Genomic DNA, 23,852 nt, shown 5'->3' on the forward strand with positions numbered 1-23,852 from the left:
CCGTCGGGGCCCCGTGAGGGCCGGGCCGGCACGGGTGGGGAGGCGGTGCGGCCGGGAAGTCGGAGAGCCGTCGGAACTGATCACTCTGACGGACCGTCATCTTCACCGGAGCGCCGCACGATCGGCACTTCCGTGACCGTTCCCCGCCGAAGCCCGAGGTGACCCGTGGTCGACACCGTCAACACCGTGATGAACCGTCTGCACGAGGTGCTGGCGGACATGCTGACCAGGGGTGCCCCGACGGCGGGCACCCGGGGCCTGCACGAGGTCGTCGAGCGCGCGACGGCGCTGGGGCCGCAGGCCGCCTGGCTGGCCGCCGCCGGGCGGGGGAGCCTCGCCGGGCTGGCCATCGCGCAGGGGCAGTGGGAGGTGGCCCTGTTCCACCTGGAGGCCGCGGTGGACGGGGGCTACAACGACTGCGTGCTCCTCCACATGCCGGTGGTGGCCCCGCTCCACCGCGATCCGCGGTTCCAGGCGCTGTACGCGCGGATGCGGATATCCCAGGCGGACCTGGACGAGCTGTTCTGGCTGCACCGGGAGGCGCAGATCATGATGAAGCAGTCCCGGGACGCGAGCGTCGACAACATCGGCCGTCTGGACAACGGGGTGTCCCTGCTTCCGCAGGCCCCGATGCCGACCCGTGAACCCGACACGGTCGGCGTCCTGATGACCCGCGTCGACCTGGCCGCCACCCAGACCGCGCTCCAGGCCGCCGCCGTCCGGGCGGACCTCCAGCGCGCCTCGGGCAACTTCAGCCTCAGTCTGATCGACGACTCCTGGGACTACGGCCGGGCCAGGCGCGACGCCTGGTACGCCGACGGGTTGGAGTCGCACCGCCTCCAGGCGGGCGAGCTCCGGGCCTTCGTCGAGCGGCCCGGCGTCTCGCACGCCCTGCTGCCCTGTCCGCCGCTGGGCTCGCTCGTCTACCCGGGCTGAGGGCGAGCGGCCGGCCGGGCCGGCCGCGGCGCCTCACCGCTGGGCGGTGGGCCGTACGACGATGTCGTTGACGTCCACGGCGGCGGGCTGGGCGACCGCGAAGGCGATGGCCTCGCCGACCGCCGCCGGAGGGATCGCGAACTCGTCCTTCGCGGAGGCGAGTTCGGCGCGCACGCGGTCGTCGGGGACGGAGTCGATGAAGTCCGTCCGGACGAAACCGGGTGAGACCACGGTCACCCGGACGTCCGGCCCGGCCTCCAGGCGCAGGCCCTCGGAGACGGTGCGGACCGCGTTCTTGGTCGCGGCGTACACGGCCTGGTTCGGCACGACCTTCAGGCCCGCAGTGGAGACGACGTGGACGAACTGGCCGCCGCCCTGGGCGCGGAAGACCGGCAGCGCGGCGGCGATCCCGTGGAGGACGCCCTTGAAGTTGACGTCGACCATCGCCTCCCAGTCCTCGACCCGCAGGTCGTCGAGCGGGGAGACCGGGCCGATCCCGGCGTTGGCGACCAGGACGTCGAGGCGTCCGAACCGGTCCCGGGCGAGCGTCACCAGGGCGGCCAGGTCGGCGTGGCGGGTGACGTCGGTGGCGGCCCAGACGGCCTCGCCGCCCAGATCGGCGATGCGGGCGGCCAGGTCGCGCAGGCGGTCGGTGCGCCGGGCGCCGAGGACGAGGCGGGCGCCGCGCTCCGCCAGCAGGAGTGCGGTGGCCTCGCCGATGCCGCTGCTCGCACCGGTGATGGCGATGGTCTTGCCTCGGATGCCGTCGGTTCCGGACATGGGTGTGCCCCCTTGGAGTCGAACCGGACACGTGTCCGGAACTGCGGCAAGCCTAGCGGACACGTGTCCGCTTATGATGGGGGCGACGGTCGGAGGGTTGGGAATGGCTGAGGATTCACCGGCGGCACGACGTGCCGACGCGGAGCAGAACCGTGCGCGCATCCTGGCGGTGGCACGGGGTGCGCTGGCGCGCTCCGGCGGTGAGGTCACGCTGAAGTCGATCGCGGGGGAGGCGGGCGTCGGGCAGGGCACGCTCTACCGGCACTTCGCCACGCGGGAGGCGCTGGTGCTCGAGGTCTACCGGCAGGACGTCACCGAACTCGTCTCGCTGGCCGGGGAACTGTCGGCCCGTCAGGAGCCGTGGCCGGCGCTGCGGTCGTGGTTCGACCGGCTGGCGGAGTTCGGGCGGGTCAAGCACGGAATGGCCGGGGCGCTGGACGCGGCCACCCGGAGCGACCTGTCCGCGGAGCACTACCAGCCGGTGGTCGACGCGATCGAACGGCTGCTGGCCGCCTGCCGGGAGGCCGGAGAGGTGCGGCCCGACGTGGACGCCGCGGACGTGCTGCTCCTGGTCGGCTTCCTGTGGCGCGTCGACTGGACCGACGCGCCGGACGGGCGGGCCCGGGCCCAACGGCTCCTCGGCATCGCCCTCGACGGCCTCCGCGTCCGAGGGTGAAGCCGCCGCGCCGTGCCGGCGGCGAACCGGTCAGGTGCTTCGGGCGGAGTCGGGTCAGGGAGTCGCGGTCCAGCTGTGGGCGACGTCGATGACCAGGCGGTCGTCCAACTGGAAGACCTGGAAGGGGAGTCGCGCCCGGACGCCGAGGCCGAGCTGGGTGCGGCCCTCGAAGCTGGAGGCGAACTTGGCCTCCACAAAGGTGCGGTAACCGGTGAGGTCCACGCCGGGAGGCGGCTGGCCGGCGCGGCCCGGGTAGGTGGGGGTGCCGGTCGCGGGCGAGTAGGAGGGGGCGTCGGCGTAGATCTCCAGAACCGCTCCGCCGCGGACGGCGATGGGGCGGCCGGAGCCGTCCTGGTAGAGGGTGTCGACGTACTGGACGTGGTAGCCGACCGGGTGGGCGGCGGAGGTGCCCGGTACGTCGAGGACGAGGCGGTCGAAGCAGGAATGGGCACCGGCGCGGACGTTGGTGAGGGGCTGGGAGTTGGTGGAGGTGGCGGACTTCGGCAGGCTGCCCCAGCCCGTGGGGCAGGTCACCGAGCCTGCTGCCGCCGGTGCGGCGGGGGCGGCGGGCGCGGCCGAGGCCACGCCGCCGCCGAGCAGGACGGCCACCAGGGGGATCACGACCAGGCGTTTCATCGGGTGCCTCCTCGGCTCGTTCCCGGCCAGTCACGAACAAGGACGTGGGCAGACCGCCGATGGTTGCGCGCCGGGCCCCGACCGGTAAGGGAGTTGCGCACGCGGTCGGTGGGGTGGCAGCATCCCCGGCCATGACGACGAAGCGAAAGGCCGCGCGCCTCACCAGCAGGTGAGCGCGGTGGCAGAGCAGCAGAAGGACCGCTGGGGCATCCCGAGTCACCAGGACCTGCCCCGGGCCGCCCAGCAGCGCACGATCGCGCAGTGGGCCCGGCGGCTGACCCCCGACGAGTACCGCGAGGTGCACGCCTCCCTGGACTGCGGGAGCGACGAGGACCGGCACACGGCGCTCTTCCTGGCGACCGTCCGCCGGGACCTCGACCGCGTGGTGGCGGCGCTCCACGACCCCGCCCTCCGTTCCCGCGCCCTGGCCGCGGCCGGACGGCTGCCCGTTCCGGACGAGGCCTTGGCCGAGGTCGCCGGGACCGCGCCGCAGGCCCACCGGCTGGCCCTCTACCGGCAGTTGCGCAGGACCGGCAGGCGTGACCTGGCCGACCGGCTGCTGCCCGCTGGGGTTCTCCGTGCCGGTGGCGGAGGGAGTGTGGGAACGTCTGCACGCGACCCCGGCGATGCGCCGACCCGGGCGCTGGCTGCGGTTGGCCGCGATGCTGCCCCCACTGCCGACGGTGGATGCCCGCCTGGAGGCGTACCTGCTGGGCGGGCAGGCGCAGTCCGATCGGGACGGGATCCGGGGGCAACAGCACGACGACTTGCGGGAGTTGGCGGCCGCGCTGTGGCTGCGCCCGGCCGGCGGCGGGCGGGACGTCCGCTGTGGCCGGCTGGTCGGCGCCGAGCCGGCCTCCGTCCCGACGGAGGCCGTTTGGGAGGTGCTTTCCCGCCGTCGGACCGACCTGCTGGCGGGCGTCTTCACCCGGGCCCGGGAGCACGGCGTCGCCTGGGCGCCGCCGCTGCCGCCCGGGACGGGTCCGCAGGCCGCGGCGGCCCACACGGCGCTGGTGGGGCCGGACGTCTTCGACGACGCGGCCGAGCCGGCCGGACGGGTGGCCGCCGCTCGGGTGCTGACCGATCCCGTCCTGCTGAGGGAGGCGGTCGAACGCGGGCCGCAGCCGGTGGCGGCCGCCGCGCTGTGGCAGGTGGCGCAGGTGGCGCCGCCCGAGGAGGCGCTGCCGCTGGTGGTGGCCCACCTGGGTGGGAGCGGGGTGCGCGGACGGGCGGCCGCCCTGGCGGTCCGTCACCTGCTGGCCCGGAGCGGCGAGGGGGAGGCCGAGTCGCTGCTGACCGGATGGCTGACCGGCACGGTGTCCCGGGTCGGCGTCGGCGCCGGGAAGGAACTGGTCGCCGCCCTGGGGGACCTGTCGGACCGGGTGGTGCTCCGCACGGCCCTGACGGTGTGGGACTCCCCGGGCCTGCACCGGGACGTGCGGGCCCGGCTGGCGGGCCTGCTCACGGGATTCCTCGACCGCCCGGAGGTGGCGGCCCGGCTGTCGGACGCCCTGGGGGAACCGGCCGTCTGGGAGGCGGTGTCCGGGGCCGTCACGCAGGAGCGCGACGCGGCGCTGCGGCCCGCGTTGGAGCGGTTCCTGGGCGCGGCGACGGAGCACCCGGATCCGGATGTCGCCGACGGCGCGTTCACCGTCCTGCGTGACGTGATGCGTGCCGACGGACCCGGAGTCGCCGCTGTGGAGCGGGAGTTGCTGACCTTCGGGCGGCCGGGCCGGATCTGGCGGTCGGCGGTCCGGCTGATCGCCGGAGTGGAGGACGGCCCTGCCCACGTCGAAGTCTGGACCCGCGTGGTGGACCGTCTGGCGCTGCTGGCGCAGGGCGGTCCGAGCGCCGACGACGGGTCGGTCGCGGAGCAGGCCCGGACCCGGCTCGCGGCACTGGCCGGAGGCCAGTTCGGCCCCGAGGTCGGCGCGCCCGTCCTGCTGGACGTCCTGGCGGACCGGCTCGCGGCCGTCGGGCTCGGCGGGGCGGCCGTACGGACGGCGATGGTCCCGGCGGTGCGGGCGCTGGTCGGGGGCGATCCGGCCGCAGAGCGCTGGAGCCGGATCCTGGACCTGCTCGAAGGCCATCCGCTGCGCTGGACGGGACTACCGGAGGGCCTCGGTCTCCGCTGGGACGACGAGCTGCCGGAGCACGCGCTGCGGGCCGTCCTCGACCAGCTGCGCGCCCGCGGGTCGGCGGAGGGCGTCGTGCTCGCGGCCCGGCTGGTCGGGTGGATCACCGGTCGTCTCCGGACTCCGGAGTGGTGGAGCGAGGAGCTCGCCGCGTGGCGGGGCCATCCGGATCCGGACGTCGCCGAGCTGATGATCACGGTGGGTTAGACGGGCCCGGCGGGTTGACGAGCCGTCAGCCCGCCGGGCCCCCGGGCAGTTGCGCAGCTCAGCCGACCACGATGGTGCGGCCACGGAGCAGAACGGGCTCGTGCAGCGTCGGCGTGGACGCCGATTGACTCCGTCACTAGGGGGTTCATAGACTCGATCGCAGGTGGACTCCGTCAGGTGCCGGGCCGTGGCCGTGGGCCGAACGCGACCGGGCCGGGAGGACCGCCGCAGCAGGTGTCCCGGTGGTGTCCGGTGACACGGCGTCACGCCCCACGCCCCTGGCGTGGTGGACCGGGGGAACGGAAGCGGGGATGGCAGTGGAGCAGGTGACGGTCGGCCGTGGTGCCGCGCGCCTGCGTCTGGTCGCCAGGCTCGACGTGGACCTGCACCGCCGCGCCAGCTCGCTCTGTCGCTGAGGGCGGTCGGCCCCGCGCAGTAGCAGACACGTGCGGCGGGCCGATGGAAAACGCTTTCCCCTGCTGTCCCCGAACCCCGCGTCCGCCGAACCCCCGCGTTCGCCGGCCCGTGTGTTCGCCGCACCCCGCGTTCCCTGAACCGCGCACGCGGAGGGCAATCCGCCTGCCCGTCCGGCGCGCCGCCTGCTCCAGGAGTACCCGATGCCCACGCACCTCTCCCTCCCGCCCGCCCCACTGGATCCGCCCAGAGCCCGGCCCACCGGGCGCGAGAACGAGTTCGCCCGCCTTGTCCGGGGCCTGGAGCGCTGCACCGCCGGGGCGGGTGGCGTGACGGCGCTGCACGGCTCGGTCGGCAGCGGTCGCACCGAACTGCTGTACTCCTTCACCGATCTGGCGAGCCGTCAGGGCGCGCAGGTCCTGCTGGGCACCGGCTCGCCGCTGGAGCGCGAGTTCCCGCTCGGGCTGGCCCGACAGCTGTTCCAGAGCGCCGACCTGGACCACGCGGAGGCCGAGAGCGCCGAGCGGCTGCTCGCCCAGGGCGTGGCGGAGAGCTCCGGCCCGGTGGCCGCCGACGGTGGCCCCGGCCAGCTCACCCAGCGGACCCTGGAGGGCCTGTTCGGCCTGGTCCGGGGCCTGGCGGGCCGGGGCCCCGTCCTGGTGGCGGTGGACGACCGGCAGGACGTCGACCCGCAGTCGCTGGAGTTCCTGCTCTACCTGGTGCGCCGGACCAGGAACGCGCCCGTGCTCACCGTGCTCGGCTCGCGCGAGACCATGACCCCGCCCAACCCCTTCTTCGAGGTCGAGCTGGCCCGCCAGCCGCACCACCACCAGGTCCGGCTGGAGCTGCTGCCGGTGGAGGTGGTCGCGGAGCTGTTCCGCGAGCGGCTGGGCAGCGGCGCCGCCGACCGGCTGGCGGCCGAGGCGCACGCGCTGACGGGCGGGAACCCGCTGCTGGTGCACGCGCTGATGGACGACCAGGAGCGGGCCGCCGCAGCGGTGGACCCGGCGGCGGCCGGGGCGGCGGCGGTCGGTGTGGCGGCGGCGGTGGGGTCGGTCGGTGCGGCGGCGTCCGGGTCGGGAACGGTCGGGTCGGGAACGGGGGGTCGGCTCGTCGTGGGGGAGGGTTACCGGCGCGGGCTGATGCACTGCCTGCACCGGATCGACCCGCTGGCGCTGCGCTGCGCACGTGGCGTGGCGGTGCTCGGCCCCGGTGCCGGGCCGGAGCTGCTGGCCGAACTCCTGCTGCTGGTACCGGACTCCGTCGCCCGGGCGCTCTACCTGCTGAACGCGGCCGGGCTGTTCCGGGGCGACGGCTTCCGTCACCCGACGGCCGGGGGTGACCTGTTGGCCGCCGTCCGGCCGAGCGAACTGGCCGCGCTGCACCGGCGGGCGGGCGAGCTGCTGCGGCGGCGCGGCGCCGCGGAGGGCGCGGTGGCCGAACAGTTCCGTGCGGCCGAGGGCCACCTGCGCAGTCCGTGGGCCGTGCCCGCCCCGCTGGCCGGGCCGACCGCCTCCCCGGCCCCGACCCCCGTGCCGGCCCCGGACCCGAACCAGGACCCGCACCCGACCTCGACTCCAACTCCCGCTCCGGTTCCAGCTCCCGCCCCGGTTCCGGCCTCTGTGCCGACCGCGACCCCCGGCACCCGCCCTGAAGCTCGCACCCGGGAATCCGGACGGCGCGACGGCGATCCCGAACGCGGCGACTCCGCCGCCCGCCCCGGCGGCCCCGGTCGGCTTCCCCGAGGCCGAGCAGGACCTCGGGGACACTGCCCCGGACCCGCTCGGGCCACTGGCCCCGGCCTGCGAGGACCGGATCGAGTGCGTGCCCTCACTGCCCGGCACGGTCACCGACCGCGCCTCGACGGTCCGGCACGAGCTCCGCTCGATCCGTTACCTGTACTGGCGCGGCCGCCTGACGGAGGGCCAGGACGCCCTGGCCCGGTTCGAGCACGGCGGAGCCGACCCGCAGGGCGCGGCCAGGCTGCGCTCCTGGCTGGCGTACTGGTACCCGGGCGAGCGGGACGGTTCCGCCGCCGGACCGGACCGGAGCGCCTACCGGGCGGACGGGCTGCGGCTGTTGGAGGCGCTGCTCGCCGGTACGGTCGAGCCCGCCGAGGCGGTGCTGCGGGCGGAGGCGGTGCTGCGCGCCGGTGGACTGGGCGGCGTGCCGATGGACGCGCTGACCTCCGCGTTGACCGTGCTCCTCTACACCGACCGGGCGGACCGTGCGGCCCGCTGGTGCGGCCCGGTCGCCGAGCGTTCGGGCGCGCGGGGGAACCCGACATGGCAGGCGCTGTTCTCGGCGCTGCGGGCCGAGACCGCGCTGCGGCTGGGCGACCTGCGCACAGCCGACGAACAGGCGCGGGCGGCCTTCGCCCAGGTCCGGCCGGAGGCCTGGGGCGTGGCGGTGGGGTTGCCGCTCTCCACGCTGGCCGCCGCCCGCACCGCCCTGGGCCGGCACGAGGACGCCGCGCACTACCTGGGGCTGGCCGCCCCCGAAGGGATGGAGCTGACCCCGGCCGGGCTGCACCACCGGCACGCCCGGGCCGGGCACCTGCTGGCGACCGGCCGGGCCGAGGAGGCGCTGGCGGAGTACCGGGGCTGCGGTGAGGTGATGGCCCGTTGGGGGCTGGACCACCTGCCGGCCCTGGCACCCTGGCGGATCGGTGCGGCCCGGGCGCAGCTGGCGCTCGGCCGCCCGGGCGCCGCGGCCCAGCTTGCGGACCGGCAGCTGGCCCGGCTCGGTTCGGCCGGGCACGCCCGGATCCGCGGTCTCGCGCTGCTGGTCCGTGCGGCGGCCGGTGAGCGGGCGGAACGCACCCCGTTGTTGGAGCGGGCCGTCGGCCTGCTGGAGGAGGCCGGGGCGGAGCACGAACTCGCGGGGGCGCTGGCCCAGTTGAGCGAGGCCCACGGAACGGACGGCGATCCGGGCCGGGCCCGGGAGACGGACCGGCGGCTGCGCGCCACACCGACCCTGTCGGTGGTGCAGGACGCCGCCCCGCTGGAAGGCCTCTCGGAGGCCGAGCGCCGGGTGGCCGAACTGGCCGCCCGGGGGCTGTCCAACCGGGAGGTGGCCCGCAGGCTCTACATCACCGTCAGCACCGTGGAGCAGCACCTGACCCGGGTCTACCGCAAGCTCGGCGTCCGCCGCCGGGCCGACCTGGCCCGGGTGGTCCCGGCGGCCGGTGGCGCAGCGGAGCCGACCGAGGCGAAGGCCCGGCCGGCCTGACGGCCCCCGGACCACCCGGACCGCGCTCCGCCTGGCAGCCCGGCCGCCCGGTCACCCGACCGGGCGGCCGCTGGCGTCCTGAGCGGGCGTCAGAACAGCCGGTGCCCCTTCGCCAGGACCGAGTTCTTGCCGTCGGCGGCCACCCGGCGGAACTTCTTGATGCCGACGTAGGACCAGCCGTAGCGGGCGTAGGTCAGACCCGCGATGAACGCGAAGACGGCGTAGAGCAGCAGGAGTCCGAGCCCGTCCGTGGCGTTCGGGTCGTTCTCGTCGACCGTCTGGCCGCCGATCGAGATGATCTGCGGGACGACGTAGAGCAGCGAGAGCAGCAGCACCACCCCCACCACGACGTAGATCCACCGCTTGGTGCGGGCCCTGGCGCTGTTCTCCACGGTGACGCGGAACCCGCGCCGGCAGCGCGGGCAGGTGAAGTTCGCGGCCGCGCTGCCCTGCCGGGGCCGGTTCGGGTCCTCGCCGGTCAGGGTGGCGATGCTCCAGTCGATCCTGGTGGCGGTGAGCCCGGGCTGCACGCTCACGCGGCACCCGAGGTTGATCGAGTACTTCTCCTGGATGGAACGATGTCCGGACGTCATGCCTAACCCCCCTGCACCCGCGCCTGTCGCGGGTCAGTCACCGTACCGCTCGGAGGGCCGTCCCGAGGATGGAATCCGGAGCAACTCATCCACGATGGGGCGGAGTTGGGACTGCTGGGACATCCGGTACGGGTGTCCGGTGTTCCTCCGGCACATCTGGCGTGCGCGTGCGGCAGCAGCGCGCTCGTGGGGGGAGCTCTAGGGGTACGACAGGGGTTGCCTAGGGGCCCGGCGGGGCGGGGCGGGCGGAAGGGTGAGGGGCAAGGAAACAGCCTCCCCACAGGAGTGACCGACCATGCCTCGCCTGGAACCGTTCGACCCCTCCGCGCCCGACGGCGCAGTGCCCGACACCGCCTCGCCGGACGCGGTGGCCGTGGTGGGTGCCGCCTGCCGGCTGCCGGGGGCGGCGGACCCGGCGGCGTTCTGGCGCCTGCTGGCGGAGGGCGGCAGCGCCGTCGGGGTGTTCCCGCCGGGGCGGTTCGCGGAGGGTGAGCGGCCGCGGGCGGGTGGGTACCTGGACGAAGTCGGCGCCTTCGACCCGGAGTTCTTCGGCATCTCGCCCGCCGAGGCGGCCGCCGCCGACCCGCAGCAGCGCCTGGTGCTGGAACTCGCCTGGGAGGCGCTGGAGGACGCCGGTGTGCTGCCCGCCGCGCTCGGCGGCTCCCGGACCGGGGTGTTCGTCGGCGCGATCGGGGCCGACTACGCGGCTCTGGCGGCCCGCACCGGCAGTGTCTCGCGGCACACCCTGACAGGCCTCAACAAGGGCGTCATCGCCAACCGGGTCTCCTACGCGCTCGACCTGCGCGGCCCGAGCCTGACCGTGGACACCGCGCAGTCCTCCTCCCTGGTGGCCGTCCACCTGGCGGTGGAGAGCCTGCGGTCGGGCGAGTCGGAGTACGCCCTCGCCGCCGGGGTGAACCTCAACCTGGCGCCGGACTCCACCCTCACCGTCGAGCGCTTCGGCGCCCTCTCGCCGGACGACCGCTGCTTCACCTTCGACGCCCGGGCCAACGGCTACGCGCGCGGCGAGGGCGGCGTGCTGCTGGTGCTCAAGCCCCTGGTGCGGGCGCTCGCGGACGGCGACCGGGTCTACGCGGTGCTGCACGGCAGCGCGGTGAACAGCGACGGCGCCACCGAGGGCCTGACCGTTCCGAGCGCGGAAGCCCAGGCCGAGGTGGTCCGGAAGGCGGTGCGGCGGGCGGGCGTCGCCCCCGGGCGGATCGGGTACGTCGAGCTGCACGGCACCGGCACCCGGGTCGGCGACCCGATCGAGGCGGCCGGGCTCGGCGCGGCGCTCGGGGCCGGCCGGCCGGAGGGCACCCCGCTGCTGGTCGGCTCGGCCAAGACCAACGTCGGCCACCTGGAGGGCGCGGCCGGGATCGTCGGTCTGCTCAAGACCGTGCTCGCGGTGCACCACCGGACGGTGCCCGCCAGCCTCAACTTCGAGACGCCGAACCCCGACATCCCGTTCGATCGGCTCGGCCTCGCGGTCGCTGTCGAGGCCGCCGCCTGGCCCGAGGACGCACCACTGGCGGGTGTCAGTTCCTTCGGCGTCGGCGGCACCAACGCGCACGTGGTACTCGGCGCCGCGCCCCTGCGGGCGGAGCGGCCGGAGGGCGGGGACGGGCGGGGCTTCTGGCCGCTGTCCGCCCGCTCGGCCCCGGCGCTGCGTCAGCAGGCAGCCCGGCTGCGGGAGTTCGCGCAGGACGAGCACGGGCCGCACCCGTCGGTGGTCGGCCGGGCGCTGGCCACCACCCGCAGCCACTTCGAACACCGTGCCGTGGTCAGCGGTGCGGACCGGGCCGAACTGCTGGAGGCACTCCAGGCGTTGGAGGCCGGCGAGCAGGCCACCGGCCTGGTGCAGGGCCGGGCCCACCGGGGCGGAGGCATCGTGCTGGTGTTCCCCGGCCAGGGGTCGCAGTGGGAGGGCATGGCCCGCGAACTGCTGGACACCGCACCGGCGTTCGCCGCCGAGATCGCCGCGGTGGAGCGGGCGCTCGCCCCGTACGTGGACTGGAAGCTGACGGACGTGCTGCGCGGCGAGCCCGGCGCGGCCGGCCTGGAGCGGGTCGACGTGGTGCAGCCCGCGCTGTTCGCCGTCAACGTCGCCCTGGCCGCGCTCTGGCGCGCCTCGGGCGTGCGGCCGGACGCGGTGATCGGTCACTCCCAGGGCGAGATCGCCGCCGCGTACGCCGCCGGGGCGCTCTCGCTGGAGGACGCCGCCGCCGTGGTCGCCCTGCGTGCGCAGGCCATCGCCGGGCTCGGCACCAGCGGGCAGGGCGCGATGGCGGCGGTGCCGCTGCCCGCCGCCGAGGTGGCCGCCGAACTGGCAAGGGGAGACGGGAAGATCAGCGTCGCCGCCGTCAACGGCCCCGCCTCGACGGTGGTCTCGGGAGACCGAGCGGCGGTGGCCGAGCTGGTCGAGCGCTACCGGGAGCGCGAGGTCCGGGCCCGGCTGGTGCCGGTGGACTACGCCTCCCACTCGCCTCAGGTCGAGTCGCTCGCGGAGCGCCTGCCGGAGCTGCTGGCCGCGATCAGCCCGCGCGCCACCGACACCGTCTTCTACTCCACCGTCACCGGCGGCCGGCTGGACACCACCGAACTGACCGCCGCCTACTGGTACCGCAACCTGCGCTCCACCGTGCAGTTGGAGCAGGCGGTCCGCGCCGCCCTGGCCGACGGGCACCGCAGCTTCGTGGAGAGCAGTGCCCACCCCGGTGCTGACCCTGGGCCTCGGCCAGACCACCGAGGGGACGGACGCCGCCGTCACCGGCACGCTGCGCCGCGATCACGGCGGGCTGGAGCAGTTCCGCACCTCGCTGGCCGAACTCCACGTCCGGGGCGGCACGGTGGACTGGGCCGCGCTGTACGGGCCGGGCGGCGGGCACCTGGCGCTGCCCACCTACGCCTTCCAGCGCCGGCGGCTCTGGTTGGACGGCACCACCGCGCCGCTGCCCGAACGGGCGGTGGTGGAGGCCGAGGTGGAGCAGGCCACCGGCGGGCTGACCGAGGCCGAGGCGCTGGCCGCCGTCCGCTCGGCCGCCGCGCTGGTGCTCGGGCAGCGCGGCCCGGAGGCGGTCGACCCGGCGCACACCTTCAAGGAGCTGGGCTTCGACTCGGTCGCCGCCGTCGAGTTCCGCGACCGGCTGGCCGGGGCCACCGGCCTGAGCCTGCCCGCCACCCTCACCTACGACCGGCCGACCCCCGGCGCGGTCGCCGCCTACCTGGCCGGTGCCGGCGAGCCCGAGGCGCCGTCAGCAGCCGTGCGCGGCGGCGTCGATGACGACCCGGTGGTCGTGGTCGCCCTCAGCGGGCGGTGGCCGGGCGGGGCGGACAGCCCCGAGCGGCTCTGGGACCTGCTGCGCGAGGGCCGGGACGCCATCGGCCCGTTCCCGGACAACCGCGGTTTGGGACCTGGAGGCGCTCTACGACCCCCGAGGGCGAGCGCTCCGGGCACCTCGTACACCCGGCAGGGCGGCTTCCTGCACGACGCCGACACCTTCGACGGGGCCTTCTTCGGGCTGGCCCCGCGCGAGGCCGCCGCGATGGACCCGCAGCAGCGCCTGCTGCTGGAGTCCGCGTGGGAGCTGACCGAGCGGGCCGGGATCGTCCCGGCCACCCTGCGGGGCACCCGCACCGGCGTCTTCGTCGGCGCGATGCAGCAGGAGTACGGGCCGCGCCTGCACGAGACCCCCAGCGGCTACGAGGGGCCACGCCCGCTGACCGGCACGCTCGGCTCCGTCGCCAGCGGGCGGCTGGCGTACGCGCTGGGCCTCGAGGGGTCCGGCCATCACCGTGGACACCGCCTGCTCCTCCTCCCCTGGTGGCGATCCACCTGGCCGCCCAGTCGCTGCGCTCGGGCGAGAGCGACCTGGCGCTGGCCGGGGGTGTGACGGTGATGTCCACGCCGGGGATGTTCACCGAGTTCAGCCGCCAGCGCGGGCCTGGCCGCCGACGGCCGGTGCAAGCCGTTCGCGCGGGGCGCCGACGGCACCGCCTGGGCGGAGGGCGTCGGCCTGGTGCTGCTGGAGCGGCTCTCCGACGCCCGGCGCCCACGGGCACCGGGTGCTGGCGGTGCTGCGCGGCAGCGCCGTCAACCAGGACGGCGCCTCCAACGGCCTGACCGCGCCCAACGGCCCGGCCCAGGAGCGGGTGATCCGGGAGGCGCTGGCCCAGGCCGGGCTGGCCGCGCACGAGGTGGACGCGGTGGAGGCGCACGGCACCGGCACCGCGCTCGGCGACCCGATCGAGGCGCAGGCCCTGATCGCCACCTACGGGAAGGGGCGTCAGGAGCCGCTGCTGCTCGGGTCGTTGAAGTCCAACATCGGCCACACCCAGGCCGCCGCCGGGGTCACCGGCGTGATCAAGCTGGTGCAGGCCTTCCGGCACGGCGAACTGCCCGGCACCCTGCACCTGGACGCGCCCACCCCGCACGTGGACTGGAGCGCGGGCTCGGTGCGGGTGCCGACCGGCACCACCGCCTGGCCGGAGACCGGCCGCCCGCGCCGGGCCGCCGTCTCCTCCTTCGGCATCAGCGGCACCAACGCCCACCTGATCCTGGAGGCGCCGCCGGCCGAGGAGCCGCAGGTGTCCGTCGCGGAGGAGGAGGACGGGCCGCTGCTGCTCTCGGCGCGGAGCGAGCCGGGGCTGCGGGCCCAGGCCGGTCAGCTGGCGGAGGTGGCAGGCCGGTCCGGCCTGGCGCGGGGCCCTGGCCACCGGGCCCGGACCCACTTCGAGCAGCGGGCCGCCGTGCTCGGTGACCGCACCGAGGGCCTGCGCGCGCTGGCTGAGGGCCGGGACGTGCCCGAGGTGCTGCGCGGCACGGCCGTGCGCGGTACCAGGACGGCCTTCCTGTACTCCGGCCAGGGCAGCCAGCGGGCCGGGGCCGGGCGCGAACTGTACGAGCGGGAAGCGGAGTTCGCCGCGGCGGTGGACGAGATCGCGGCGCTCTTCGACGCCGAGCTCGACGTGCCGCTGAAGCTGGTGCTGTTCGCCGAGCCGGGCAGCGCCGAGGCCGAGCTGCTGGACACCACGGCGTACACCCAGCCCGCCCTCTTCACCCTGCACGTCGCGCTGCACCGCCTCGCCGAGGCGCGCGGGGTGCGGCCGGACCACCTGATCGGCCACTCGGTGGGCGAGTTGAGCGCGGCCCACCTGGCCGGGGTGTTCTCGCTGGCGGACGCGGTCCGGCTGGTCGCGGCGCGCGGACGGCTGATGGAGGCCCTGCCGGCGGGCGGTGCGATGGCCGCCGTGCAGGCCACCGAGGCGGAGGTGCTGCCCGAGCTGGGTGACGGTGGTGTCGGTCGCGGCCGTGCAACGGCCCGCGCTCGGTGGTGGTCTCGGGCGACGGTGAGCAGGTGCGGCGGCTGGCGGAGCGCTGGCGGGCCGAGGGGCGGCGGACCAAGCTGCTCACGGTCGGCCGGGCCTTCCACTCGCCGCAGATGGACGCCGTGCTGGCGGACTTCCGGGCGGTGGCGGAGCGGCTGAGCTACGCCGAGCCGCAGCTGTCGGTGATCTCCAACCTGACCGGAGCACCGGTCACCGCAGGGCAGTTGACCGACCCCGGGTACTGGGTGCGGCACATCCGCGAGGCGGTCCGCTTCCACGACGGCGTGCTGGCCCTGGACGGGCTCGGCGTCAGCGCCTACCTGGAGCTCGGCCCCGGCCCGGTGCTCACCGCGCTGGCCGAGGAGAGCCTGGACGGCGCGGGCGAGACCCCGCGCGCGCTGGCGGCGGTGCTGCGGGCCGGGCGGCCCGAGCGGGAGACGCTGACCGAGGCACTGGCCCGGCTGCACGTGCACGGCGTCGAGGTGGACTGGAACGCCGCCCTCCCCGGCCCGGCCGGGCCGGTCGAGCTGCCGACCTACCCCTTCGAGCGGCGGCGGTACTGGCTGGAGCAGCCGACCGGGGCGGCGGACGCGGGGGCGGGCGGCCTGGCCGCCACCGGGCACCCGCTGCTCTCCCGGTGCCACCGAACTCCCGGACGGAGAGGGCTGGTTGCTCGCTGGCAGGATCTCGCTGCGGACCCACCCGTGGCTGGCCGGACACGCCGTCGGCGGCTCGGTGCTGCTGCCCGGCACGGCCTTCCTGGAGCTGGGCCGCGCAGGCGGCGGCGCGGGCCGGGGCGGGCACCGTGGAGTCGCTGGACCTGGAGGCTCCGCTGACCCTGCCCGAGCGCGGCGGGGTGCGGCTGCAGGTGCTGGTCGGCGCGGAGGACGGCGAGGGACGGCGGGCGGTGCGGATCCGCTCGCAGGCCGAGCAGGGTGACGAGCAGTGGACCCAGCACGCGGCCGGGACCCTCGCGGCGCCCGCGGCCGAGGCCTTCGAGGCGTTCGGCGGCGCGGAGTGGCCGCCGCGCGGCGCGCAGCCGGTGGACCTCGACGGCCTCTACGGGCGGCTGGCCGAGCAGGGCTACCGCTACGGGCCCGCCTTCCAGGGCCTGACGGCCGCCTGGCGGCAGGGCGAGGTGCTGTACGCGGAGATCGCCCCGGCGGCGGACGGCGCGGAGTACGCGCTGCACCCGGCGCTGCTGGACGCGGTGCTGCACGCGGTGATCCTGGACGCCGAGCGCACCGTGCTGCCGTTCGCCTGGCGGGAGGTGACGGTCCATCGTCCGGGCCCGACCGCCCTGCGCGCCCGGATCACCTCGACCGGCCCCGACACCGTCGCCCTCGCGGTGACGGACCCGGCCGGCCTGCCGGTCGCCACCGTCGGCGCGCTCACCCTGCGGGCCGCCGCAGCGACCGCCGGAGCCGACTCGCTGTACCGCCTGGACTGGCAGCCCCTGACGGCCGCCGACGGAGCGGGCCGCCCGACGGACGGTCAGCCCTGGGCCGCGCTTGACAGCGGGCGCCTGACGCCGGGATGGCCGGTGCTCGCCTCGGTCGCGGAGGTGGCCGCCGGTCAGAACGCGCTCGCGCCGGTCCAGGACGCCGAGCAGGCGCTCGACCTGATCCAGGCCTGGCTCGCGGGGGAGGGCGGCACGCTGGCCCTGGCCACCGAGCGGGCCGTCGCCACCCACCCTGGCGAGGACGTCCCGGACCCGGCCGCCGCGGCCGTCTGGGGCCTGGTCCGCACCGCGCAGACCGAGCAGCCCGGCCGCCTGGTGCTGCTGGACCTGGACGGCACCCCGGCCTCGGCGGAGGCGGTCTCCGCGGCCCTCGCCACCGGAGAGCCCCAACTCGCCCTGCGCGCCGGGGAGATCCTGGCCCCCAGGCTCGCCAAGGTCCGCCCTGCCGACACCCTGGCGGTGCCGGACGGCCCGTGGCGGCTGGACACCGCGAACCCCGGCAGCCTGGAGAGCCTGGCGCTGCTGCCCGCCCCCGAGGCGGAGCGCCCGCTGCGCGAGGGCGAGGTGCGCCTCGCCGTCCGCGCCGCCGGGCTGAACTTCCGGGACGTGCTGATCACCCTCGGGATGTACCCGGGCGGCGCCCGGATCGGCGCCGAAGCGGCGGGTACGGTCGTGGAGACCGGCCCGGGCGTGACCCGGCTGGCCGTCGGCGACCGGGTGGCCGGTCTGGTGCAGGGCACCCTCGGGCCGGTGGCGGTCACCGACCACCGCCTGCTGGTCAAGGTGCCCCGGGGCTGGAGCGACGCCGAGGCGGCCACCGTCCCGGTCGCCTTCCTCACCGCGCACCACGGGCTCTACGGCCTGGCCGGGCTGAAGCGCGGCGAGAGCGTGCTGGTGCACGCCGCCACCGGCGGCGTCGGCCAGGCGGCCGTCCAACTCGCCCGCCAGGGCGGTGCGGTGGTGCACGGTACGGCGAGCCCGGCCAAGTGGGAGGTGCTGCGCGGCCTCGGCGTCGAGGAGGACCGGATCGCCTCCAGCCGGACGCTGGACTTCGAGGCGGCCTTCCGCTCCGCGACCGAGGGGCGCGGCGTGGAGGTGGTGCTCAACGCCCTCGCGGGTGAGTTCACCGACGCCTCGCTGCGGCTGCTCGCCCCGGGCGGGCGGTTCGTCGAGATGGGCAAGACCGACCAGCGCGACCCGGCCACCGTGGCCGCCGGGCACGGCGGGGCCGCCTACCTGGCCTTCGACCTGTTCGACGTGCACCCGGACCGGATCGCCGAGATCTTCGCCGAGTTGGAAGGGCTGTTCGCCGCAGGCGAGTTGACCCCGCTTCCGGTGCTGAGCCAGGACGTCCGGCAGGCACCGCAGGCGCTGCGCCGGCTCAGCCAGGCCAGGCACACCGGCAAGCTGGCGCTCACCCTGCCCCGCCCGCTCGCCGAGCAGGGTACGGTGCTGGTCACCGGCGGCACCGGGGCGCTCGGCGCGCTGGTGGCCCGGCGGCTGGTCACCCACCACGGCGTCCGGCACCTGCTGCTGGCGAGCCGTCAGGGCGTCAACGCCCCCGGCGCGCCGGAGCTGCTGGCCGAGCTGGCCCGGCTCGGGGCCACCGCCACCGCCACGTCCGCCGACATCGGCGACCCGGCGGCGGTCGCGGCCCTGGTCGCCGCCGTCCCGGCGGAGCACCCGCTGACCGCGGTGGTGCACACCGCCGGGGTGCTGGACGACACGGTGCTGACCTCGCTCACCCCCGAGCGGCTGCGCACCGTGGCCCGGCCCAAGGCGGAGGGCGCCTGGCACCTGCACCGCGCCACCGAACACCTGGAGCTGGCCGCCTTCGTGCTCTTCTCCTCGGCCGTCGCCCTGCTCGGCAACCCCGGACAGGCCAACTACGCCGCCGCCAACGCGCAGTTGGACGCGCTGGCCCAGCACCGCCGGGTGCGCGGTCTGCCTGCGGCCTCGCTGGCCTGGGGCGTCTGGGCGGAGGCCGGCGGGATGGCGGCCGGGCTCGGCGCGGCGGAGAGCGAGCGGCTGGCCGCGACCGGCCTGGCGCCGATGACGGACGAACAGGGCCTGGCCCTCTTCGACGCCGCGCTCGACGGCCTCGGCACCCCGTACGCCGCCCTCGCGGCGGCCCGGCTGGACACCGCCGCGGTGCCCGCGGACCGGCTGTCGCCGGTGCTGCGCGGCCTGGTCCGGCACCGTCCCCGCCCGGCCGCGAGCGGCGAACCGGCGGCACTGGCCGGACAGTTGGCGGGCAAGGCGGCCGGTGAGCAGGAGCGGATCCTGCTCGCCCTGGTCCGCTCCACCGCGGCCGCCGTGCTCGGCCACCCTGGCCCGGAGGCGGTCGGACCGGTCGGCGGCTTCATGGACATCGGCTTCGACTCGCTCGGCGTGATCGAGCTGCGGAACCGGATCAACGCCGCCACCGGACTGCGCCTGCCCACCACCGCCGTCTTCGACCACCCGACCCCGGTCGCCCTGGCCGCCCACCTGCGGGAGCGGCTGGCCCCCGCCGAGCCGGCCTCAGAGCCCGAACCGCTCGACCTGGACGCCGAGTTCGACCGCCTGGAGCGCTCGCTGGGAGCTCTCGGCGAGGGCGGCCGGGTCGATGCGGCAGCCCGGGTGGCGGCCCTGCTGGCCACCCTCGGCGGCGCCCCGGCGGCCACCGCCGCGGACGACGGGATCGCGGACCGGATCAGCGAAGTCAGCAACGACGACATCTTCGACTTCATCGACAACGAGCTCGGAATTTCCTGAGAGGCGAACGCAGAGATGAGCAGCAACGAGCAGAAGCTCCGCGACTACCTCAACAAGGTGGCCACCGAGCTGCACCAGACCCGCCAGCGGCTGAAGGACGCCGAGGCCCGCGCGGCCGCGTCCGAGGACGGCCCGGAGGAGCCGATCGCCATCGTCGGCATGGCCTGCCGCTTCCCCGGCGGTGCCGACACCCCGGACGCCCTGTGGCAGCTGGTCGCCGAGGAGCGCGACGTGGTCGGCCCCTTCCCCTCTGACCGGGGCTGGGACCTGGAGCACCTGTACGACCCGGATCCGGACCGGCCCGGCCGCAGCTATGCCCGCGAGGGCGGATTCCTCTACGAGGCGGGCGAGTTCGACGCCGCGTTCTTCGGCGTCTCGCCGCGCGAGGCGCTCGCCGCTGAGCCCCAGCAGCGCCTGCTGCTGGAGACGGCCTGGGAGGCGCTGGAGCACGCCGCGATCGACCCGGAGTCGCTGCGCGGCAGCCGCACCGGCGTCTTCGCGGGCGTCATCGCGCAGGAGTACGGCCCCTCCATGCACCACCTGCCCGCCGAGCAGACCGACGGCTACGTGCTCACCGGCACCACCACCTCGGTCGCCTCCGGCCGGATCGCCTACACCCTGGGCCTGGAGGGGCCGGCCGTCACCGTCGACACCGCCTGCTCCTCCTCCCTGGTCGCGGTCCACCTGGCCGCGAGCGCGCTGCGCTCCGGCGAGTGCTCGCTGGCCTTGGCCGGCGGCGCCACCGTGCTCTCCGCGCCCGGCCTGTTCATCGAGTTCAGCCGCCAGCGCGGCCTGGCACCCGACGGCCGCTGCAAGGCCTTCGCGTCCGCCGCCGACGGGACCGGCTGGGGCGAGGGCGCCGGGCTGCTGGTGCTGGAGAAGCTCTCCGACGCCCGCCGCAACGGCCACCGGGTGCTGGCCGTGCTCAGCGGCTCCGCCGTCAACCAGGACGGCCGCAGCAGCCAGCTCACCGCCCCGAGCGGCACCTCCCAGCAGCGCGTCATCCGCCAGGCGCTGGCCTCCGCCGGGATCACCCCGGCCGACGTCGACCTGGTCGAGGCGCACGGCACCGGCACCCGCCTGGGCGACCCGATCGAGGCGCAGGCCCTGATCGCCACCTACGGGCAGGCCCACGACGCCGAACGGCCGCTCTGGCTCGGCTCGTTGAAGTCGAACATCGGCCACACCCAGGCCGCCGCCGGGGTGGCCGGCGTGATCAAGTCGGTGCTGGCGATCCGGCACGGCGTGCTCCCGCGCACCCTGCACGTGGACGAGCCCTCCCCGCACGTCGACTGGTCCGAGGGCACCGTCCGGCTGCTGACCGAGCGTCAGGACTGGCCGGCCCTGGACCGCCCGCGCCGCGCCGCCGTCTCCGCCTTCGGCGTCTCCGGCACCAACGCGCACGTGATCGTCGAGCAGGCCCCCGACGAGGCTCCGGCCGAGGCGGCCGTACAGGCCCCCGAGGTGCTGCCCTACCTGCTCTCCGCCCGCACCCCCGAGGCGCTGGACGCCCAGGCCGCCCGGCTCGCGGCCACCCTCGACCGGGTCGCCCCGCTGGACCTCGCGCACACCCTGGCCACCGGCCGCGCCCACCTGGAGGAGCGCGCCGTCGCCATCGGCGGCCCGCGGGCCATCGCCGACCTGACCGCCCCCCAGGTGGTGCGCGGCCGGGCCGGGACCCCCGGCAAGGTGGTCTTCGTCTTCCCCGGTCAGGGCTCCCAGTGGACCGGTATGGCCGCCGGACTGCTCGAGGCCGAGCCGGTGTTCGCCGCCGCGCTCACCGAGGCCGCCGAGGCGCTCGCCCCGCACACCGACTGGTCGCTGCTGGACGTGGTGCGCGGAGTGCCCGGCGGACCGGACCCGGACCGGGTCGACGTGGTCCAGCCCACCCTCTGGGCCGTCATGGTGGCCCTGGCCGCGCTCTGGAAGTCCTACGGGGTGCGCCCCGACGCCGTGGTCGGCCACAGCCAGGGCGAGGTGGCGGCCGCCTACGTGGCCGGCGGCCTCACCCTGGCCGACGCGGCCCGGATCGTGGCCCGCCGGGCCCAGGCGCTGGCCACCCTCTCCGGCAAGGGCGGCATGCTCTCGGTGGCCCGCCCGCTCGCCGAGGTGGAGGCTCGGATCAGCGCCTGGCCCGGCCGCCTGTCGATCGGCGTGGTCAACGGCCCGCTCTCCACCGTGGTCTCCGGAGATCTGGAGGCACTGGCCGAACTGGCCGCCGCGTACGAGGCCGAGGGCGTCCGCACCCGCCCGGTCAACATCGACTACGCCTCCCACTCCGTGCAGACCGAGGCGCTGCGCGAGGAACTGCTGGAGCTGCTCGCCCCCGTGGCCCCGCGCGCCGGGCAGGTGCCGCTGCTCTCCACCGTCACCGGGGACTGGCAGGACACCGCCGCCCTGGACGCCGGGTACTGGTACCGCAACCTGCGCTCCACCGTCCGCTTCGAGCAGGCCACCCGCCGCCTGGCCGAGGACGGGCACACCGTCTTCGTCGAGGTCAGCCCGCACCCGGTGCTCACCGGCGCGATCGAGGACACCCTCGACGCGGCCGGGGTGACCGACCCGGTGGTGGCCGGTTCGCTGCGCCGCGACCACGGCGGCCGGGAGCGCTGGCTCGCCTCCGCGGCCGAACTCCACGTCCGGGGGCGTCCCGGTGGACTGGACGGCCGCCTTCGCCGGCACCCGCCCGCACCACGCCGAGCTGCCCACCTACCCGTTCCAGCGGCAGCGGTACTGGCTGGACGCCAGCCGCTCGCCCGAGCAGCTCACCGGCACCGGCGGCGCCCCCGACGAGACCTTCTGGGGCCTGGTCGCCGAGGGCGACGCCGGGCGGCTCGGCGAGGCCATCGGCCTGGACGGCGAGCGGGTCGCCCTCGTGCTGCCGGCCCTGGCCTCCTGGTGGGACCGGCAGCGGGCGGCCACCGTCGCCGACGGCTGGCGCCACCGGATCACCTGGCGCCCCGTCACCCCGGCCACGGCCGGCAAGCTGCACGGCACCTGGCTGATCGTCACCCCGGAGGAGCAGACCGGCCACCCGTGGGCGGCGGCGCTCGCCGAGACGCTGGCCGCGCACGGCGCCGTGCCCGTGGTGGTCCTCGGCGGCACCGACCGCGCCGCGCTGGCCGAGACCCTGATCGCCGCCGGGCCGTTCGACGGCGTGGTCTCCCTGCTCCAGCTGCGCGGCGGCGCCCACCCCGAGCACCCCGCGGTGCCGTGGGCCTACGCCGCCGAGGTCACCCTGGCCCAGGCCCTGGAGGACGCGGGGGCGCACGCCCCGCTCTGGTACCTGACCCGGGGTGCCGTCTCCACCGGCCCGGCCGATCCGGTGACCGACCCGCAGCAGGCCCTGGTCTGGGGCTTCGGCGCCATCCTGGCCGCCGAACTCCCCGCCCTGCACGGCGGGTTGGCCGACCTTCCGGCCGAACCGGACGACCGCACCTGGCAGCAGCTGGCCGCCCTGCTGGCCGACACCTCCGCCGACCGCGAGGTGGAGCTCGCGCTGCGCCCCGCCGGGGTCTTCGCCCGGCGCCTGGTCCCCGCCGCCCCGGCCGGAGCGGCCGAGCAGCCGTGGCGGCCGAGTGGCACCACGCTGATCACCGGAGGCACCGGAGCCCTCGGTGGCCACGTGGCCCGCTGGCTGGCCGGGCGTGGCGCCGAGCACCTGCTGCTGGTCAGCCGCCGGGGCGCCGAGGCACCCGGTGCGGCCGTGCTGGCCGCCGAACTCGCCGCCCTGGGCACCGAGGTGAGCTTCGCCGCCGCCGACGTGGCCGACCGCGAGGCGCTCGCCGCCGTGCTGGCGGACATCCCCGCCGACCGCCCGCTGACCGCCGTGGTGCACACCGCCGCCGCGCTGCACGACGGCCTGATCCCCTCCCTGACGGCCGCTCAGCTGGAGCTGGCGCTGCGCGCCAAGGCGGGCGCCGCCCAGCTGCTGGACGAGCTGACCGCCGGGCTGGAGCTCTCCGCCTTCGTGCTGTTCTCCTCGGTGGCCGGTCTGTGCGGCATCCCCGGGCAGGGCAACTACGCGCCCGGCAACGCCTATCTGGACGCCCTCGCCGAGCGCCGCCGCGCCGCGGGCCTGCCGGCCACCTCGATCGCCTGGGGCCACTGGGCGGGGGACGGCATCGCCGCCGACGGGGCCGAGGAGCAGCTGCTGCGCCACGGCCTGGTCTCGCTGCCGCCGGTGCAGGCCGTCGAGCTGCTCGGCCAGGCGCTGGACCACGGCGACACCACCCTGGTGGTGGTGGACGCCGACTGGCCCGTGCTGTTCCGCAGCCGTCGCCACCCGATCGCCGCCGAGCTGGTCCGCCGCACGGCCGAGCCCGTGGGCGCCGCCGCACCGGCGGCCGAGGGCGAGCTGACGGCCCGTCTGGCCGCCCTGCCCGCCGCCGAGCGGCGCCGGAGCCTGCTGGCCCTGGTCCGTGCCGAGGCCGCCGCCGTGCAGCGGCACGGCTCGGCCGAGGCGATCGACCCGGCCAAGGCCTTCCGCCAGCAGGGCTTCGACTCGCTCACCGCCGTCGAGTTCCGCAACCGCCTGGGCGCGGCCACCGGCCGCCGCCTGCCCGCCACCGTGGTCTTCGACCACCCGACCCCCGCCGCCCTGGCCGACTGGCTGGCCGGCGAGCTGTGGGGCGCCGAGGAGCTCGCCGAGACGCCCGCCGTACGGCTCGCGGACCTGGACGAGGACCCGATCGCGA

The 23,852-nt window shown here is 76.4% G+C and carries 10 protein-coding genes and 5 pseudogenes; 12 read left to right on the forward strand and 3 right to left on the reverse strand.

The window, feature by feature from the left end:
- Positions 1-165: 165 nt before the first annotated feature.
- Entirely contained in the window at positions 166-936 is a 771-nt protein-coding gene (locus tag ABD946_RS08860) for a hypothetical protein (protein WP_345281748.1), read from the forward strand.
- Between the two features lie 33 nt (positions 937-969).
- Here ABD946_RS08860 and ABD946_RS08865 read toward each other — a convergent pair whose 3' ends face one another.
- A complete protein-coding gene (locus ABD946_RS08865; RefSeq protein ID WP_345281750.1) occupies positions 970-1,716 on the reverse strand; it encodes an SDR family oxidoreductase in 747 nt (248 codons plus the stop codon).
- Positions 1,717-1,819: 103 nt separating this feature from the next.
- Between ABD946_RS08865 and ABD946_RS08870 the strand changes: the two genes are divergently transcribed.
- Positions 1,820-2,392, forward strand: a complete 573-nt coding sequence (locus ABD946_RS08870) for a TetR/AcrR family transcriptional regulator (protein WP_345281752.1) — start codon at positions 1,820-1,822, stop codon at positions 2,390-2,392.
- A 54-nt stretch (positions 2,393-2,446) separates the two neighbouring features.
- On the opposite strand, the gene ABD946_RS08875 is transcribed toward ABD946_RS08870, so the two are convergent.
- Positions 2,447-3,028 (reverse strand): AMIN-like domain-containing (lipo)protein, encoded by a 582-nt coding sequence (locus ABD946_RS08875; RefSeq protein ID WP_345281754.1) that lies wholly within the window; start codon positions 3,026-3,028, stop codon positions 2,447-2,449.
- Between the two features lie 539 nt (positions 3,029-3,567).
- Here ABD946_RS08875 and ABD946_RS08880 point away from each other — a divergent pair.
- From ABD946_RS08880 to ABD946_RS08890, 3 genes and pseudogenes are all read left to right on the forward strand, one after another.
- Positions 3,568-5,370: a hypothetical protein gene (locus ABD946_RS08880; protein ID WP_345281756.1), complete on the forward strand. Its 1,803-nt coding sequence runs from the start codon at positions 3,568-3,570 to the stop codon at positions 5,368-5,370.
- Between the two features lie 617 nt (positions 5,371-5,987).
- Positions 5,988-6,479, forward strand: a pseudogene (locus tag ABD946_RS42555) (AAA family ATPase); the annotation flags it as partial.
- Positions 6,480-7,608: 1,129 nt separating this feature from the next.
- Complete coding sequence (locus ABD946_RS08890) at positions 7,609-9,015, forward strand: helix-turn-helix transcriptional regulator (RefSeq protein ID WP_345281760.1); 1,407 nt, start codon at positions 7,609-7,611, stop codon at positions 9,013-9,015.
- An 89-nt stretch (positions 9,016-9,104) separates the two neighbouring features.
- Here ABD946_RS08890 and ABD946_RS08895 read toward each other — a convergent pair whose 3' ends face one another.
- Positions 9,105-9,608, reverse strand: coding sequence for a hypothetical protein (locus ABD946_RS08895; protein ID WP_345281762.1), 504 nt, complete (start codon positions 9,606-9,608; stop codon positions 9,105-9,107).
- A 295-nt stretch (positions 9,609-9,903) separates the two neighbouring features.
- Between ABD946_RS08895 and ABD946_RS08900 the strand changes: the two genes are divergently transcribed.
- The 7 genes and pseudogenes from ABD946_RS08900 to ABD946_RS42565 form a co-directional block, all read left to right on the forward strand.
- Positions 9,904-12,891 (forward strand): type I polyketide synthase, encoded by a 2,988-nt coding sequence (locus ABD946_RS08900; RefSeq protein WP_425558557.1) that lies wholly within the window; start codon positions 9,904-9,906, stop codon positions 12,889-12,891.
- A gap of 40 nt (positions 12,892-12,931) precedes the next feature.
- Positions 12,932-14,882, forward strand: a pseudogene (locus tag ABD946_RS42560) (type I polyketide synthase); the annotation flags it as partial.
- An 83-nt stretch (positions 14,883-14,965) separates the two neighbouring features.
- Positions 14,966-15,358, forward strand: a pseudogene (locus tag ABD946_RS08915) (acyltransferase domain-containing protein); the annotation flags it as partial.
- A gap of 247 nt (positions 15,359-15,605) precedes the next feature.
- Positions 15,606-15,659: pseudogene (locus ABD946_RS08920) on the forward strand (hypothetical protein); the annotation flags it as partial.
- Positions 15,660-15,741: 82 nt separating this feature from the next.
- Entirely contained in the window at positions 15,742-19,155 is a 3,414-nt protein-coding gene (locus ABD946_RS08925) for an SDR family NAD(P)-dependent oxidoreductase (protein ID WP_345281768.1), read from the forward strand.
- 57 nt (positions 19,156-19,212) lie between these two features.
- Positions 19,213-22,048: pseudogene (locus tag ABD946_RS08930) on the forward strand (type I polyketide synthase); the annotation flags it as partial.
- Between the two features lie 732 nt (positions 22,049-22,780).
- A partial coding sequence (locus tag ABD946_RS42565) for a beta-ketoacyl reductase (protein WP_425558560.1) occupies positions 22,781-23,852 on the forward strand: 1,072 nt, incomplete at its 3' end.

The sequence above is a fragment of the Kitasatospora albolonga genome (assembly GCF_039535905.1).
GTDB lineage: Bacteria > Actinomycetota > Actinomycetes > Streptomycetales > Streptomycetaceae > Kitasatospora > Kitasatospora albolonga.

What these genes read in the sequence shown, in the direction of transcription:
- ABD946_RS08865 (WP_345281750.1), bottom strand. Translation starts at nt 1,716, where the DNA reads ATGTCCGGAACCGACGGCATCCGAGGCAAGACCATCGCCATCACCGGT.
- ABD946_RS08870 (WP_345281752.1), top strand. Translation starts at nt 1,820, where the DNA reads ATGGCTGAGGATTCACCGGCGGCACGACGTGCCGACGCGGAGCAGAAC.
- ABD946_RS08875 (WP_345281754.1), bottom strand. Translation starts at nt 3,028, where the DNA reads ATGAAACGCCTGGTCGTGATCCCCCTGGTGGCCGTCCTGCTCGGCGGC.
- ABD946_RS08895 (WP_345281762.1), bottom strand. Translation starts at nt 9,608, where the DNA reads ATGACGTCCGGACATCGTTCCATCCAGGAGAAGTACTCGATCAACCTC.
- ABD946_RS08900 (WP_425558557.1), top strand. Translation starts at nt 9,904, where the DNA reads ATGCCTCGCCTGGAACCGTTCGACCCCTCCGCGCCCGACGGCGCAGTG.